Here is a 14,994-nt window from a genome sequence, read left to right on the forward strand (position 1 = left end):
CTCATGCGTCATTTTCGGATACGGGTTCCCCAAGGTTTATGATTGGTCCATTACGACGCATTACACAAGGGACCGCTGATTGGGATTTCGTAAGTGGAATGTACGAATTGAGGGGTGTTGGGCCCTTATTTTTCGCTTTCCCGGGCGGTACAAAACGTGAACAATGAGTTTGAAGGCCTTTTTCGCGGTTCGCGCGATGCAGGTTAGGTGCGCACGCAACGTTTCTGGCAACGCGGCGCTTTTTATCGCCACACGACCGGCGCTTCATTCAAGCCGGCAAAGAGAACGGGGAAACATCATGCAAGTCGGTTCTATCGTCCGCACCGTGCATATCGCCGTGCCCCAGGGCGCACGCGGCATCGTCATGCGCATTCTTGGCGACATGGCCATGGTGGCGTGGTACGCCGGTGAACCCGGTACGTCGATCCAGCTGAACACCGAACCCTTCTTCCTTGAAGACCTGATCGACACGGGCGAGCAGGTTCGCCCCGCCAGCGCGCAGATGCACTGAACGCGGTGCCGCGCGCAGCGCATCGACGCAGCGCGCAGTCGGGATAACGTTGTGTCCGGGGCGCGGAAAGCGTTGGCGCCCCGCGCGCCTGCTGCCTGCATCGGGGGCTTGATGCACACGCCGTTACATCCAGTGATGCGCTGGCATGCCCCTGCGTGACGCGTCACGCGTGTCACGTGTGTCGCTCGTCATCGCGGACGGCGCGGCGCACAATGCGGGCATGAACGACGACACTCCCGATCTCCAGGACGGCGCTTCCAGCACTGTCCCTTTCGCCCGGCTGACGCCGGAATGCGTGCTCGATGCCATCGACAGCGTCCTGATTCCCGCCGGCCAGCGCACCGATGGCCGCATGCTCGCGCTCAACAGCTACGAAAACCGCGTCTTCCAGGTGGGTGTGGAAGACGGGCCGCCCGTTGTCGCGAAGTTCTACCGTCCCGGGCGCTGGACGGACGAAGCCATTCTCGAAGAGCACGCGTTCGTCGCGGAACTGGCCGCGCGCGAGATTCCCGCGGTGCCGGCGCGCGTCGATAACGGCCATTCGCTGCATACGTTCGACGGCTTCCGTCTCGCGATTTTCGAGCGCCGCGGCGGACGCGCGCCCGATCTCGATCGCGACGGCACGCTCGAATGGCTCGGACGTTTTATCGGGCGTATTCACGCGATGGGCCAGCTCGAGCCGTACAGGTCGCGCCCGGCGCTCGATATCCAGAGCTTCGGCTACGAGCCGCGCGATTTCCTGCTGGAGCATCGCTTTGTCCCCGATGACGTTCGGACAGCCTGGGAAACGGTGGCCAATCTGGCGCTGGAAGGCGTCGAGCGCGCGTTCGAGCGCGCCGGCGATATCCGCTCGCTGCGCGTTCATGGCGACTGTCATCCGGGCAACGTGCTATGGACCGAAGCTGGCCCGCATTTCGTCGACTTCGACGACAGCCGGATGGCGCCCGCCATCCAGGATCTGTGGCTGCTGCTGCCGGGTGAGCGCGCGGCAGCGTCGCGCGCATTGACGGACCTGCTGGCCGGATATGAAGACTTCTGCGAATTCGAGCCGCGCGAGCTGTATCTCGTCGAAGCGTTGCGCACGCTGCGGCTGATTCACTATTCGGCGTGGCTCGCGCGGCGTTGGGACGACCCCGCGTTTCCCGCGGCGTTTCCGTGGTTCAACACGCAGCGCTACTGGGAAGACCGCATTCTCGAACTGCGCGAGCAGATCGGCGCGATGCAGGAAGGGCCGCTCTGGCCGGTTTGATTTTCGGCGCCCGGTGGTCGCTCACGGTGAGCTGGTCGCGACGCGCGCGCCATCGAGCGTCGATTTCACGATGACCTGCGCGCGCACATCGCGTCCGAGAGTTTCCATCGCCGGGCGCATCTGCGCGAATTCATCCGGCGAGCAGACGTCGCTGTCGAAATGCGTGCTGCCGTCGCGGGTGACGTCGATGACGTGCGTCGCCGGATCGAACGTGTACTGCGAGCGGAAATCGAGGAAACGGTCCTGCGTCTGCGCCGGCTCGGGCATGTCGAGCACGCGGAAGTTCGCCGGCAGCGTGATTTGCGTGTGCTCGTGCAGTTCGATATTGCGGCACACGAACGGCTGCGTGCGCTGGCGTTCGCCGAGCCAGTAGCGCGTGTCCGATTCGAAGCCGCCAGCGAGGCTCGTGAGCGTCGGAATCGATGCCGCCGTGCCGGGCACGACGAGATTCTCCAGCGTGCCGCGCATCGTGAGCACGAGCGGGCCGCCGGTCGCGGCGAGGTTGCTGGTGGTGAGCGTCGCCGCGCCGCGCAGGTTCGCATTGCGCAATTCGCCCTGAAGCGATTCCTCGCGCTGCGCGGGCGTTTGCAGGCGCAGCATCGTGCGACCCTGTTCAGCCGCCCAGCCCGTCGCTTCCAGCCTGTAGACGAACGTCGCCGAGCCGTCCGGCATCACGACGATCGACAGATCCGTGCGGCGTGCCATCGTCGCTGTCGAAGGTGTCCGTGCGAGCACGCCTTCGTTCACGAGCAGCGCCGGGCGGTTCATGTCCGTCGACGGCAGAAAACCGAACTCGACGTTCGTCGCCGTGGAATCGGCGTAGAGCTGCAGGTCGGGCAGCCACGAAATCACGTGATTGATGACGCCGTAGCCTGGCACCGTCGGCAGCGAATAGATGGTGCCGCTATTGATGAGCGCCGGCTCGTTGCGGATGCCGACGGCGTCGAGCAGCGCGCCGTAGAGCGCGACATGGTCCTTGCAGTCGCCGTAGCGGTACGCGAGGATTTCGCTCGCGCGATGCGGAATCACCGCGCCGCGCCCGACATTGATCGCGACGTAGCGCACGTTGCGGCGCATCCAGTCGTAGAGCGTCTTCGCCTTCGCGCGCGGTGTGGTGTCGTTCGCGGTGAGCGTGCGGGCCAGCGTGACGACAGCGGGATCGGCCGCGCTCGCATCGACCGACGAAGCGCGGTACGTCGCCGCGAACGCCGCGTAATCGGGAAACGTCGACACCATCAACCTGTCGCCGTACGACACGTACGCCACCGAGCCATATTCGAGCCGCCCGAAATGCGCCTTGTCATAGCGGAATTCGTAGCGCGTGCGTCCATGCGCGGTGACCGGCGCGATCGTCGTGAAGCCGCGCGCGTCGGCATATAACGGCTTGCCGGCGGGCAGATCGTAGATGAGCCTGAAATTGTGCGTCGGTGCGAGATCGGGCGGCGTGAAGTCGCTGAAATGGCCCGGCACGATCGGCACCTTCTGCGTTTTCCGGTACGTCAGATGGACGCGCGCGCCCGGTTCGACCGCCGGAAAGACGATCACCTTTTCCTGGATGTCCTGAAACATCGGGGCATCGAACGAACGCGCTTCCTGCACGTCGCGTATCTGCTCCGGCCCGACGTCGTGCCGTACGCCGTCCGCGCCCGTCGTCCAGGCTTCTACGATGTCGACGTCCGCCATGTTGCGGTTGAACCAGATGTACTGCTGCGCAACCCGCGCGACGCCGGCTTCGTTGTTCACGAGTAGCGTCATCGAATCGAGTTTGGTATAGGAGCCGTCCGCGTTGACGGTGAACGTCTGCGTTTCGCCTTCGTTCGTGTACGGCTCGACCGGCTGGGCCGAAGGCGTGGCGTATACGGCACGGGCGGCCGTCGACCAGACGAGCGTCAGGATGCAGGCAAGCTGAAGGAAGCGCATGGTGTGTTCAGGCATCCAGACGAACAGCGACAGCGGTTAGGGGCGGGTTCGTGTACTTAAAGGTCTGACGAAGCCAAAGTCAAGCGGTCACCCCGCATAGCGCGAGCGAACGTCTTCGGTGGGCGTCGTGGCGTGGGTCGCCGGTCTGTCATGCGCCGTAACGGCTGGACACCCCACGCCGGATTGAGAAAAAATCCGGTCTGTGTAATGATAGCCATTCTCATTTGAAAGGTTCCGCCAGCCACTGTCACATTTCTCCTCTGTGATGGCCAGCCAGCCACGCCTTTTGCCGGATGCGGCCGCTGTTCCAGTCTTGCCCATCTGATGCAATCCACCCTGTTTCACGCCAGCGGCGCGCCCGGCAGGGCCATCGTCGCGCGCTGTCGTGTGCTTTTGCCTTTGCGCCTGGAGCCTGATGTGAACGCGCCTGAATCGATCGAAGTACAACCCGTCGCGCCGGCCGGCACGACCCGCTACAGGCAGCACGCTGTCGAGCCGGACCATCATCTGATGGACGATGCGCAGCAGGCCGCGCGCCGGCAGCGTTCGCGCCGCGCGACGTTTATCAAGTGGCTGCGCAAGGTGCATGGCTGGGTCGGCCTGTGGGGCGCAGCCATCGGGTTGCTGTTCGGCGTATCCGGCTTCTTGCTGAACCATCGGGCGGGACCGCTGAAGGTATCGTCCGGCGAGCCGCAGGTCGAACAGCTGCAACTCGCGCTTCCCGAAGGCAGCCGGTTCAGGACGCCGATGGACATGGCGCACTGGCTCAAGGGCGAACTGAAGATCGACGGCAAGCCGGGCAAGCCGCGTCGCGAGCCGGCGCACCGGGCGGCGTGGGGCGACCATAGCGTCGTGCAGCCCGAGTACTGGCAGGTCGGCGTCTTCGGCACAAAAGAAAGCGTGCAGGCGGAATACTGGGTGGGCAACGACTACGTGTCAGTCAGGCGGGCGCAGAACACGTTCCTCGGCGAGCTGAACAACCTGCATCGCGGTGTCGGGATGAGCATCGGCTGGGTGCTGTTTATCGACACCTTCGCGGGCAGCATCCTGCTGCTGTCGCTGACGGGCGTGCTGCTGTGGACGGAGTTGAACCGCCGGCGCACGGTCGGCGTCGTGCTGGTACTCGGATCGATCGCGGCCGCCGTGCTCACCGGCATGTTCTAAGGCGCTTTCGCGCGATGGTCACACGCTGCAGGCCGCGTCGCCGCCCGCGGCGACTTCCCGCGCGGCCTTCGCGCCTTCCACCTGAAGCAGCGTGGGCAGCGAGACCCCGTTCTTCGCCGCCGTCACTTCGGCGAGAATCGACACGGCGATTTCCGGCGGCGTACGGCTGCCGATATAGATGCCAACCGGCCCGTGCAATCGCGCGAGTTCGGTTTCGTTCAGATCGAACTCCTTCAACCGCTCGCGCCGCGCCGCGTTGTTGCGCCGCGAGCCGAGCGCGCCGACATAGAACGCGGGCGTTTTCAGCGCCTCCATCAGCGCGAGGTCGTCGAGCTTTGGATCGTGCGTGAGCGCGATCACGGCGCAGCGCTCGTCGAGCTTCATGTCGAGGACCGTATCGTCCGGCATCGTGCGGACGATCTTCGTGCCCGGAATATTCCACTCGTCGGTGTACTCCTCGCGTGGATCGCACACCGTGACCTGATAGTCGAGCCCGACCGCGATTTGACAGAGATAGCGCGACAGCTGTCCCGCGCCGATCACGAGCATGCGGTAGCGCGGGCCGTGAATCGTCAAAAGACGCTGCTCGTCGAAATCGACGCCGTCGGTGGCCTGCGCCGTTGTGAGGCGCGCGGTGCCGGTCGCCATGTCGACCGTGCGCGCCACGAGCGCGCCGCGCTCCACCGAATCGCACAGTTCGGCGATACCGCTTTCCTTCGTCAGCGGTTCGAGCACGAGCTGGATCGTGCCGCCGCACGGCAGGCCGAAACGGTGGGCTTCCTCCGCGGTGATCCCATATTTGACGGCTTCAGGCCGTGTCTGCTCGATGCCGCACCGGCGCACGCGATCGATCAGATCGTCTTCGATACAACCGCCCGACACCGAGCCGACAACGAGACCGTCGTCACGCACGACGAGCATCGCGCCCTCGGGACGCGGCGACGAGCCCCACGTTTTCACCACTGTCACCAGCAACGCGCGATGCCCCTGTTCGAGCCAGCGGGCGCTGGATTTCAGAACTTCGAGATCCACGCTGTCCATGATTTCTTCCCTTTTCCTGCGTCTTCACCGGCGGCCTCGTCTGGGGATTCCGGTTCCTCACCGGAATCCGGCGGACCTGCTTCGGACGCGCCGGCATCGCCAGCATCGCCCTCGCCTGTTACCTGCGCGCTGAAGCGTTTGAAGAACTCGCCTGCGATCTTGCGGGCCGCGCCGTCGACGAGCCGCGAGCCGATCTGCGCGAGCTTGCCGCCCACCTGGGCGGTGGCGGTGTAGGACAGTTTCGTCGACGTTTCGCCGTCCGCTTCGAGGGTGACGTGGGCGTTGCCCTTGCCGAAGCCGGCGGCGCCGCCCTGTCCCTCGAAGACGATCGTATAGGTGTTCGGCGCATCGATGTCGGTGAGCAGCATGCGGCCCTTGAAGCGCGCTTTCACCGGTCCGACCGATGCGCTCATCGACAGCGCGTAGGCGTTCTCGCCGTCGGGCTCGATGCTGTCGCAGCCGGGGATCGACGCGCGCAGGATCGCGGTGTCGTTCAGCGCTTCCCACGCGCGTTGCTGCGGGACCGGCAGCGTATAACTTTCGGTCAGTTCCATGCGGATGCTCCTGCTGTTATCGTGCCTGCACCGGTGGCGCGAGGCGCGCGCGTGAGTTGCGCGAGGTCGCGGCCAAACGCGGCGAGGCTCTCCAGATTATGAACCGGCCGGTGCGCGTCCACATGCGGCAGCATGGCCTGCACGCCGCGCGCCCTCGGCGCGAACGCGCTGTAGCGCAGCAACGGGTTCAGCCAGACAATGCGATGCGCGAAGCGGTGCAGCCTGGCCATTTCGGTCTCGAGCACGTCGATCGCTTCGTGATCGAGGCCGTCGGTCACGAGCAGCACGGTGGCTCTGCCGGTCAGCACGCGCCGTGCCCAGCGCCGGTTGAATTCGGCGAGCGCCGCGCCGATCCGCGTGCCGCCGGACCAGTCCACCACCTGCTCCGCGATCGTCGCAATCGCGACATCCGGGTCGCGTTCGCGCAGCGCGCGCGTCGCGTTCGTGAGGCGGGTGCCGAACAGGAACACCTGCAGCCGTTCGCGCGATTGCAGGAGCGCATGGCAGAAATACAGCACGGCGCGCGAATAGCTGCTCATCGAGCCGGAGATGTCGAGCAGCAGCACGAGCGGCGGCTTGCGTTCCACGACCGCGCGGTATTTCCACACGGTCCAGTCGCCGCCCGCGCGTACCGCATGGCGTGCGCTGGCGCGCAGGTCCGCATGCGTGCCGCGCGACGAAGCCTTGAGCCGGCGCGTCGGTTCCGTCGCGAGCGGCAGGCGCTGGCCGCGTATCAGATGGCGCAGCGTGCGCCATTCGTCGGCGGTGAGCGTATCGAAGTCGCGGTGACGCAGGCGCTCTTCGGCGCTGAAGGTCACATGCGCGTGCAGTTCGTGCTGTTCGGTTTCCTGCGGCCGGTGGCCGGGCTTCGACGGCGGCGGCCGTACCGCGAGCGCATCCGCGAGGCGGTTGTTGCGGCGCGGTGGCGGCAGGCCGCCGCGCACTTTCGGCAGCAGCAGCGCGCGCAGCTTGCCTTCCCAGTCCGGGTCGCGCCAGAAGAGGTCGAAGGCGGCGTTAAAGAGATCGCGCTCGTCGGGGGCGGAAACGAGCAGCGCCGCGAGCGCCGCGCGCACATCGTCGCGGCGTTCGAGATCGACCCAGTGCAGTGCCGCGAGCGCGTCGACGGCCTGGGCCGGCGACATCGGCAGGCCCGCGCCGCGCAGCACGCGCACGAAATGCACGACGTTGCGCGCCAGCGTGGGGGTGTCCGGCGCGCTTTCGGCGAGCGGGCTGAGCGCAGCAGCGGCGAGGTCGTATGCGGACCTGCCGGTGACATCGGGAGCATCTGACGGGCGCGGGTTGGGCATCGCCGCTACTCCGGCACCGCGAGACATTGCGCGATCTGCTGCGCGTCGATACGCGCGAGGTCGTCCTGGTACTTGAGCAGCACACCAAGCGTGTTCTGTACGGATTGCGGATCCAGCTCCGTCACGCTTAGCGCGGAAAGTGCGCGGCACCAGTCGATCGTTTCGGCGATGCCCGGCGCCTTGAACAGGTCCATGCCGCGCAGCCGGTGCACGAAATTGACCGCGCGCCGCTGCAGTTCCGCCGACGTTTCCGGCGCACGCGCGGCCACGATCGCCAGTTCGCGGTCCCGGTCGGGATAGCCGATCCACTGGTACAGGCAGCGGCGCTTTAACGCGTCATGTACTTCGCGCGTGCGGTTCGAGGTCATCACGACGAGCGGCGGTTGCGCCGCGCACACCGTGCCGTATTCAGGAATCGACACCTGGAAATCGGAGAGCAGTTCGAGCAGAAACGCTTCGAACGGTTCGTCGGCGCGGTCGATCTCGTCGATGAGCAGCACGCGGCGCGCGCCCGGGTGATGTTCGTCGGGCATCAGCGCCTGCAGGAGCGGGCGCTTGAGCAGGAATTCGCTGCGATAGAGCGTGTCGTTGCCGGGCCGCTCGCCGGCGGCTTCGGCGAGACGCAGCGCCATGATCTGGCGCGGGTAATCCCATTCGTACAGCGCGCTGGCCGTATCGAGCCCTTCGTAGCACTGCAGGCGCAGCATCGTCGTGCCTAGCATGCCCGCGGCGGCCTTCGCGAGTTCGGTCTTGCCGACGCCCGGCTCGCCTTCGACGAAAAGCGGCCGCTCCATGCGCAGCGCAAGATAGAGCGCCGTCGCAAGCTCGCGGCTCGCGAAATAGCCCTGAGCGGTGAGCTTTTCCAGGGTGGCGTCGATCGAATCGGGCTGCGTGGTTGTCATCGGTGAACTCATGGCGCGGCGATACTGCGAAACGGCGGATCGGGCGGCGAGGCGGCGGGCGACGAGCGGCGGTTGACGTACAGCGCCCGGCGCGGATCCATGTTAACGCCGGACCCGTGCCGCCCGCTGGCAACCGCTGCTTCCGGTCATTCGCCAGTTACCAGCCGCTTGCCGCGTAAAGGACTTCAGCCGCTGCTGCTGTCCCCGCCGATCGCCCGCGCCGCCAGCACCGGGATCAGATGCGCGCGATAGTCGGCGCTCGCGTGCATGTCGGTGTTGAGGTTGCTGGCGTCGATCGTGACCGCGCGCGCCGCTTCCTGCGTGAAATTCGCGCTGAGCGCCTGCTCCAGCGCCGTCGCGCGAAACACCGACGAAGCCGCGCCCGTTACCGCCACGCGCACGCCACCCGTGCCACCCGTGCCACCCGCGCCTTTCGCGACGAACACGCCCACCAGCGCAAAGTGCGAAGCCGGGTTGTGAAACTTCTCGTAGGCGCTGCTTTCGGGTACCGGGAACTCGACGGCGGTGATCAGCTCGTCCGGTTCCAGCGCGGTCTCGTACATGCCGACGAAGAAATCGTCGGCGGTGATGCGCCGCCTGTCGGTGACGACGGTCGCGTTCAGGCCGAGCACCGCGGCCGGATAGCACGCCGCCGGATCGTTGTTCGCGAGCGAGCCGCCGATCGTGCCGAGCGCGCGCACCTGGCGGTCGCCGATGTGCGCGGCGAGCCCGGCGAGACCGGGCAGCACGCGCTGGATGTCGGCGTTGCCCGCGACGTCCGCGTGACAGACGGCGGCGCCGATCGTCACCGTTTTCGCGTCGACCTTGATCTCCTTCAACGCGGCGATGCGCGTGACGTCGATCAGTTGCGAAGGCTGGGCAAGGCGCAGGCGCATCGTCGGCAGCAGGCTTTGTCCGCCCGCGAGGTATTTGGCGTCGCTGTCCGCGTTCAGGGCCGCGACGGCGGCTTTCGCATCGGATGCGCGTTGATAGTCGAATGCATACATGTCGGCTTCCTCCGTTCAGGTCGTCGGGTTTTGAGCGGCGCGGATCGCGGACCACACGCGATGCGGCGTCGCCGGCATTTGCAGGTCCGTCACGCCGAGCGGCGCGAGCGCATCCAGGATCGCGTTGATCACCGCCGGCGGCGAGCCGATCGCGCCTGCCTCGCCACAACCCTTCACGCCCAGCGGGTTGTGCGTGCACGGCGTGCCCTTCGACGTCTCGACGGTGAAGTCCGGCAGATCCGACGCGCGCGGCATCGCGTAATCCATGTACGAGCCGGAGAGCAGCTGGCCGCTCTCGTTGTCGTACACGCAGCGCTCGAGCATCGCCTGGCCGATGCCCTGGCCGATCCCGCCGTGCACCTGGCCTTCGACGATCATCGGATTGATCACGTTGCCGAAGTCGTCCACGGCCGTGAATTGCTGGATGCTGCATTCGCCGGTGTCCGGATCGACTTCGACTTCGCAGATGTACGCACCCGACGGATACGTGAAGTTCGTCGGATCGTAGAACGCGCTTTCGTCGAGGCCCGGTTCGAGCTTGTCGAGCGGGTAGTTGTGCGGCACGTACGCGGCGAGCGACACGTCGGCGAATGCCTTCGTGCGGTCGGTGCCGGCGACGCGGAACACGCCGTCCCTGAACTCGATGTCTTCTGCCGCGGCTTCGAGCAGATGCGCGGCGATCTTCTTCGCTTTCGCTTCGATCTTGTCGAGCGCCTTCATGATCGCCGAGCCGCCGACCGCGATCGAGCGCGAGCCGTACGTGCCCATGCCGAACGGAATGCGTCCGGTGTCGCCGTGCACGATCTCGACGTTTTCGAGCGGAATGCCGAGGCGGTCGGCGACCACCTGCGCGAACGTCGTTTCGTGACCCTGGCCGTGGCTGTGCGAGCCGGTGAAGACCGTGACCGACCCGGTTGGATGCACGCGGATTTCGCCGACTTCGAAGAGCCCTGCCCGCGCGCCGAGCGCGCCCGCGATGTTCGACGGCGCGAGGCCGCACGCTTCGATGTAGCACGAATAGCCGAGGCCTCGTCGCTTGCCGTTCTTCTCCGACTCCTGCCTGCGCGCGGCGAAGCCTTTCACGTCCGCGAGTTCGAGCGAGCGGGCGAGGATGGTTTCGTAGTCGCCGGTGTCGTAGGTGAGGCCGACCGGCGTCGCATACGGAAACTCGCGGATGAAGTTGCGCCGGCGGATTTCGGCCGGGTCGAGCTTCATCTCGCGCGCCGCGGTTTCGACGAGCCGTTCGACGACGTACGTCGCTTCGGGGCGTCCCGCGCCGCGATAGGCGTCGACCGGCACCGTGTTCGTGAAGACCGCTTTCACTTCGGCGTAGATCGCGGGTGTCGCGTACTGGCCGGCGAGGAGCGTCGCGTAGAGGATCGTCGGGATGCTCGAGGAGAACGTCGACAGATACGCGCCCATGTTCGCGATCGTGTGGACGCGCATCGCGAGGAATTTACCGTCGGCGTCCATCGCGAGTTCGGCTTTCGTCACATGATCGCGGCCGTGGGCGTCGGAGATGAACGACTCCGAACGCTCGGCGGTCCATTTGACGGGACGGCGGATTTTCTTCGACGCCCACGTGAGCGCGACGTCTTCTGCATAGAGGAAGATTTTCGAGCCGAAGCCGCCGCCCACGTCCGGCGCGATTACGCGCAGTTTCGACTCCGGCAGGCCGAGCACGAACGCGGCCATCAGCAGACGCTCCACGTGCGGATTCTGGTTCGCGACGTAGACCGTGTAGCTGTCGTCCTGCGGCGACCAGCTTGCATTGACCGCGCGCGGTTCGATGGCGTTCGGGATCAGACGCTGGTTGACGATGTCGAGCGTCGTGACGTGAGCGGCTTTGGCGAAGGCGGCGTCGGTGGCGGCCTTGTCGCCGTGGCCCCACGTGTAGCAGGTGTTGTCCGGCACTTCGTCGTGAACCGCCGGCTGGCCGGGATCGGCCGCGTGCGCGGTATCGACGGCGGCGGACAGCACGTCGTAGTCGACCTCGATGAGTTCGGCGGCGTCTTTTGCGGCCTTGATCGAATCGGCGATCACGAGCGCGACCTGGTCGCCGACGTGGCGGGCCTTTGTGTGCGCGATGACCGGATGCGGCGGCTCGTTCATCGGCTTGCCGTCCACGCTGTGGATGAGCCAGCCGCACGGCAGGCCGCCGACGTTTTCGGCGGCCATGTCGGCGCCGGTGAAGATCGCGACGACGCCTGGGGATGCCTTCGCCGCGGTCGTGTCGATGCTTTTGATGCGTGCGTGCGCGTGTGGCGAGCGCAGGAATATCGCGTACGTCTGCTGCGGCAGGACGATGTCATCGGTGTACTGGCCGTTGCCGGTCAGAAAACGATAGTCTTCCTTGCGTTTGACGGAGGCGCCGATCATGCGGGGGGTATCGGGTGCGTTCATCGTCGGCTCCTCAGGCGGTGACTGTGGCGGACGCGGCTGCATCTGCGCTGGCGTTGCTGCTGGCGGCTTTCATGCCGGCGGCGCCTTCGAGGACGGCCTTGACGATGTTGTGATAGCCCGTACAGCGGCACAGGTTGCCGTCCAGCTGACGGCGCACATCGTCTGCACTGGCGTCGGGCTGGGTCTGGACGAGCGCGATGGCGCTCATCACCATGCCGGGCGTGCAGAAGCCGCACTGGAGGCCGTGGCAGTTACGGAAGGCTTCCTGCATCGGATGGAGCGAGCCGTTTGCGGCGAGGCCTTCGATGGTGGTGATGCTGGCGCCCTCTGCCTGAACCGCGAGCATGTTGCAGGATTTGATGGCGCGACCGTTGAGGTGGACCGTGCAGGCGCCGCACTGGGCGGTATCGCAGCCGATGTGTGTTCCGGTGAGGCGAAGCTGGTCGCGCAGGAACTGGACAAGCAGGCTGTGGGGTTCGACTTCGGCGGTTACCGGTGTGCCGTTTACCGTCAGGCTGATGCTGATTGCCATTGACTGTCTCCTTGGGGGATAGAGACCGGTACGAAGCTCACATTTCCATTCCACTTCCTGTTCCGACTGCCTGCTGTGAGGTTCGTGCGGGTTTGGTCTGGTTTTTATGCTTGCAGCGAAAAGTAGAACACAAATTGGAGGGAGGGGGTATTGGGGGTTTGCTTTTGCCGCCTTTGGCGGGGCGGCTTTTTGGGTTTTTCGTGCCGGAGCTGGGTGTTTGTCTTGGCCTTTCCTTGCATTCATGTCGGTCTATTAGCGTCGCCCCTGTGCGGGGCGGCACCTACTTTTCTTTGTCTTGCCAAAGAAAAGTAGGCAAAAGAAAGGCGCTCCGACAACTCATCTTTTCCAGGTGTGTCGCTCACCGGGAATGGCAACCCACGAAGTGTCGCCCCCACACTTCAGCCGGCATCGGTCCCCGCGCGATTCCGTCCCGCGCGCGGTCCATGTTGGTGACAAGGCTGTCATCCACCCGACTCCGCGCTACGCGCATCGCTGAGCGGCATAACGCTCTCCGGGCGTTCGCGCTGGCGCCGGCATCCGCACTCGCACTCGCACGCGTGCACACATTTGCAAACGCACTCACATCTGCAATCGCAATCGCGCGCTCAATCGCAATCGGCGATCGCCGGCCCCTGATGCCGGCGCCATCGAGCGGCCACTCCGCGACGCGCGCAGCGCGGAGTGGGATGAATGAGCCCTGTGTCATGGGCGGTGCTGTGCGGGAGATCAGATCGTGCGCGGACCAGCGCGGCCTGGAGCGCGAGGGCGACGCCTCACGGGGTGCCATTCCCGACGAATGACGCACCAGGAAAAGATGGCATGTCGAAGCGCCTTTCTTTTGCCTACTTTTCTTTGGAAGACGCCCCGAAGGAAGTCCCCTTGGGGGACAAAGAAAAGTAGGTGCCGCCCCGCACAGGGGCAACGCCAATAGACCAAAAGCAAAACAAGGAAAGGCCAAAAAGCCAGAAGAACAAAACAGAGCTTCGGCACGAACAACCCTCATGCCAATTTCGACCGCTTCCGCGAATATCCAAAATAAATAACCATCCCAATACCGAGCCAGACAACAAACGCGACCCAGGTAACAGCCTGAAGATTGATCATCAGAAACAGACACGAAGCCACCGCCAGCACCGGCACAACCGGCACACCGGGGCACCTGAACGCCCTCGGCAACGCCGGATGCGTCCGGCGCAATACCAGCACTGCCACCGAAACCATCGAAAACGCCGCCAGCGTGCCAATATTGATCAGCTCAGCAAGCACATTCAACGGCACCAGCGCACCAATCAAACCAAAGAAAATCCCGACGATCCACGTCGTCAGAAACGGCGTCGCAAACTTCGGATGCACCTTCGACAGCGCCGCCGGCAACAACCCGTCCCGCGACATCGCGAAAATCACCCGCGTCTGCCCGTATCCCATCACCAGAATCACAGTCAGCATCCCCAGCACCGCGCCAAGGTCGATAAAACCCGCCACCCATTTCTGCCCGGCAACCTGCAACGCATACGAAACCGGATGCGAAATATTGGCGAACTGCGCCGACGGCACAATCCCCGTCACCACCGCCGCCACGGCTACATACAGCACCGCGCACACCCCCAGCGACGCAATGATCCCGATCGGCAGATCCCGCTTCGGATCGCGCACTTCCTCGGCCGCCGACGACACGGAATCGAACCCGATAAACGCAAAGAACATCACCGCCGCCGCGCCAAATACGCCGTTCCAGCCATTCGGCATGAACGGATGCCAGTTCGCCGGCGTGACGTGAAATACCCCCACCGCGATCACCAGCAGCACGACGGTCACCTTGATCGCGACCATTACGTTGTTGATGCGCGTCGATTCACGGACGCCAATCGACAGCAACGTCGTGATGGCCATCATCACGAGAAACGCAGGCAGATTGAACAGCGTTGCGGCACCCGGCACGGCGCCCGGTGCCGCCGTCAACGCGACAGGCAGCGAGATGCCGAAGCCGGCCAGCAGCGATTGCAGATAACCCGACCAGCCAACTGAAACGGCGGACGTCGCGAGGCCGTATTCCAGCATCAGATCCCAGCCGATGATCCACGCGGCCAGTTCGCCAAGCGTCGCGTACGAATACGTGTAAATGGAGCCGGCAACAGGAATCGTCGAAGCGAACTCGGCGTACGCGAGCGCCGCGAAGCCGCAGGCAACGGCGGCGGCGAGAAAGGAAATCATCAGCGCCGGACCAGCCTGAACGGCACCCGTGCCGGTCAGCACGAATATCCCTGTGCCGATGATGGCGCCCACGCCAAGGAAAGTCAGATCCAGCGCGCCGAGCGCCTTCTTCAGCCCGGCGCTCTGCGCGCCGGCCAGCATGTGTTCAACGTCTTTCTTGCGAAAAAGGGACATTGGCGAATGTTCTCCTGAA

Annotated in this window: 12 protein-coding genes; 3 read left to right on the forward strand and 9 right to left on the reverse strand. The window is 65.1% G+C overall.

Features of this window, described 5'->3' with window-relative positions; translation table 11 throughout:
* The first annotated feature begins 298 nt into the window (after positions 1 to 298).
* The gene (locus tag LPA34_RS16820; protein WP_228980129.1) at positions 299 to 511 is read left to right on the forward strand and encodes a hypothetical protein; all 213 of its coding nucleotides are present in this window, start codon (positions 299 to 301) and stop codon (positions 509 to 511) included.
* A gap of 220 nt (positions 512 to 731) precedes the next feature.
* Positions 732 to 1,760 (forward strand): serine/threonine protein kinase, encoded by a 1,029-nt coding sequence (locus tag LPA34_RS16825; protein WP_228980239.1) that lies wholly within the window; start codon positions 732 to 734, stop codon positions 1,758 to 1,760.
* Positions 1,761 to 1,781: 21 nt separating this feature from the next.
* Here the strand turns inward: LPA34_RS16825 and LPA34_RS16830 are convergent, their stop codons facing one another.
* Positions 1,782 to 3,680 (reverse strand): DUF3857 domain-containing transglutaminase family protein, encoded by a 1,899-nt coding sequence (locus LPA34_RS16830; RefSeq protein ID WP_228980131.1) that lies wholly within the window; start codon positions 3,678 to 3,680, stop codon positions 1,782 to 1,784.
* 417 nt (positions 3,681 to 4,097) lie between these two features.
* Between LPA34_RS16830 and LPA34_RS16835 the strand changes: the two genes are divergently transcribed.
* Entirely contained in the window at positions 4,098 to 4,844 is a 747-nt protein-coding gene (locus tag LPA34_RS16835; protein WP_228980133.1) for a PepSY-associated TM helix domain-containing protein, read from the forward strand.
* A gap of 18 nt (positions 4,845 to 4,862) precedes the next feature.
* Here LPA34_RS16835 and LPA34_RS16840 read toward each other — a convergent pair whose 3' ends face one another.
* The 8 genes from LPA34_RS16840 to LPA34_RS16875 form a co-directional block, all read right to left on the reverse strand.
* On the reverse strand, positions 4,863 to 5,885 hold the full coding sequence (locus LPA34_RS16840; protein WP_228980134.1) for an XdhC family protein: 1,023 nt from the start codon (positions 5,883 to 5,885) through the stop codon (positions 4,863 to 4,865).
* Complete coding sequence (locus LPA34_RS16845) at positions 5,858 to 6,439, reverse strand: CoxG family protein (RefSeq protein ID WP_228980136.1); 582 nt, start codon at positions 6,437 to 6,439, stop codon at positions 5,858 to 5,860. Before LPA34_RS16845 ends, LPA34_RS16840 begins: the two co-directional genes overlap by 28 nt.
* Complete coding sequence (locus LPA34_RS16850) at positions 6,430 to 7,746, reverse strand: vWA domain-containing protein (protein ID WP_228980138.1); 1,317 nt, start codon at positions 7,744 to 7,746, stop codon at positions 6,430 to 6,432. Before LPA34_RS16850 ends, LPA34_RS16845 begins: the two co-directional genes overlap by 10 nt.
* 5 nt (positions 7,747 to 7,751) lie before the next feature.
* Positions 7,752 to 8,648: an AAA family ATPase gene (locus tag LPA34_RS16855; protein ID WP_228980140.1), complete on the reverse strand. Its 897-nt coding sequence runs from the start codon at positions 8,646 to 8,648 to the stop codon at positions 7,752 to 7,754.
* Positions 8,649 to 8,833: 185 nt separating this feature from the next.
* On the reverse strand, positions 8,834 to 9,655 hold the full coding sequence (locus LPA34_RS16860) for an FAD binding domain-containing protein (protein ID WP_228980145.1): 822 nt from the start codon (positions 9,653 to 9,655) through the stop codon (positions 8,834 to 8,836).
* A gap of 15 nt (positions 9,656 to 9,670) precedes the next feature.
* Positions 9,671 to 12,058, reverse strand: coding sequence for a xanthine dehydrogenase family protein molybdopterin-binding subunit (locus LPA34_RS16865; RefSeq protein ID WP_228980147.1), 2,388 nt, complete (start codon positions 12,056 to 12,058; stop codon positions 9,671 to 9,673).
* 10 nt (positions 12,059 to 12,068) lie between these two features.
* On the reverse strand, positions 12,069 to 12,590 hold the full coding sequence (locus tag LPA34_RS16870) for a (2Fe-2S)-binding protein (RefSeq protein WP_228980149.1): 522 nt from the start codon (positions 12,588 to 12,590) through the stop codon (positions 12,069 to 12,071).
* Between the two features lie 999 nt (positions 12,591 to 13,589).
* Positions 13,590 to 14,975 (reverse strand): amino acid permease, encoded by a 1,386-nt coding sequence (locus LPA34_RS16875; RefSeq protein ID WP_228980151.1) that lies wholly within the window; start codon positions 14,973 to 14,975, stop codon positions 13,590 to 13,592.
* Between the last annotated feature and the right edge of the window lie 19 nt (positions 14,976 to 14,994).

It is taken from the genome of Paraburkholderia gardini, from assembly GCF_907164575.1.
Taxonomy (GTDB): Bacteria; Pseudomonadota; Gammaproteobacteria; order Burkholderiales; family Burkholderiaceae; genus Paraburkholderia; species Paraburkholderia gardini.

What these genes read in the sequence shown, in the direction of transcription:
- LPA34_RS16865 (WP_228980147.1), bottom strand. Translation starts at nt 12,058, where the DNA reads ATGAACGCACCCGATACCCCCCGCATGATCGGCGCCTCCGTCAAACGC.
- LPA34_RS16870 (WP_228980149.1), bottom strand. Translation starts at nt 12,590, where the DNA reads ATGGCAATCAGCATCAGCCTGACGGTAAACGGCACACCGGTAACCGCC.
- LPA34_RS16830 (WP_228980131.1), bottom strand. Translation starts at nt 3,680, where the DNA reads ATGCGCTTCCTTCAGCTTGCCTGCATCCTGACGCTCGTCTGGTCGACG.
- LPA34_RS16840 (WP_228980134.1), bottom strand. Translation starts at nt 5,885, where the DNA reads ATGGACAGCGTGGATCTCGAAGTTCTGAAATCCAGCGCCCGCTGGCTC.
- LPA34_RS16820 (WP_228980129.1), top strand. Translation starts at nt 299, where the DNA reads ATGCAAGTCGGTTCTATCGTCCGCACCGTGCATATCGCCGTGCCCCAG.
- LPA34_RS16825 (WP_228980239.1), top strand. Translation starts at nt 732, where the DNA reads ATGAACGACGACACTCCCGATCTCCAGGACGGCGCTTCCAGCACTGTC.
- LPA34_RS16855 (WP_228980140.1), bottom strand. Translation starts at nt 8,648, where the DNA reads ATGACAACCACGCAGCCCGATTCGATCGACGCCACCCTGGAAAAGCTC.
- LPA34_RS16850 (WP_228980138.1), bottom strand. Translation starts at nt 7,746, where the DNA reads ATGCCCAACCCGCGCCCGTCAGATGCTCCCGATGTCACCGGCAGGTCC.
- LPA34_RS16860 (WP_228980145.1), bottom strand. Translation starts at nt 9,655, where the DNA reads ATGTATGCATTCGACTATCAACGCGCATCCGATGCGAAAGCCGCCGTC.
- LPA34_RS16875 (WP_228980151.1), bottom strand. Translation starts at nt 14,975, where the DNA reads ATGTCCCTTTTTCGCAAGAAAGACGTTGAACACATGCTGGCCGGCGCG.
- LPA34_RS16845 (WP_228980136.1), bottom strand. Translation starts at nt 6,439, where the DNA reads ATGGAACTGACCGAAAGTTATACGCTGCCGGTCCCGCAGCAACGCGCG.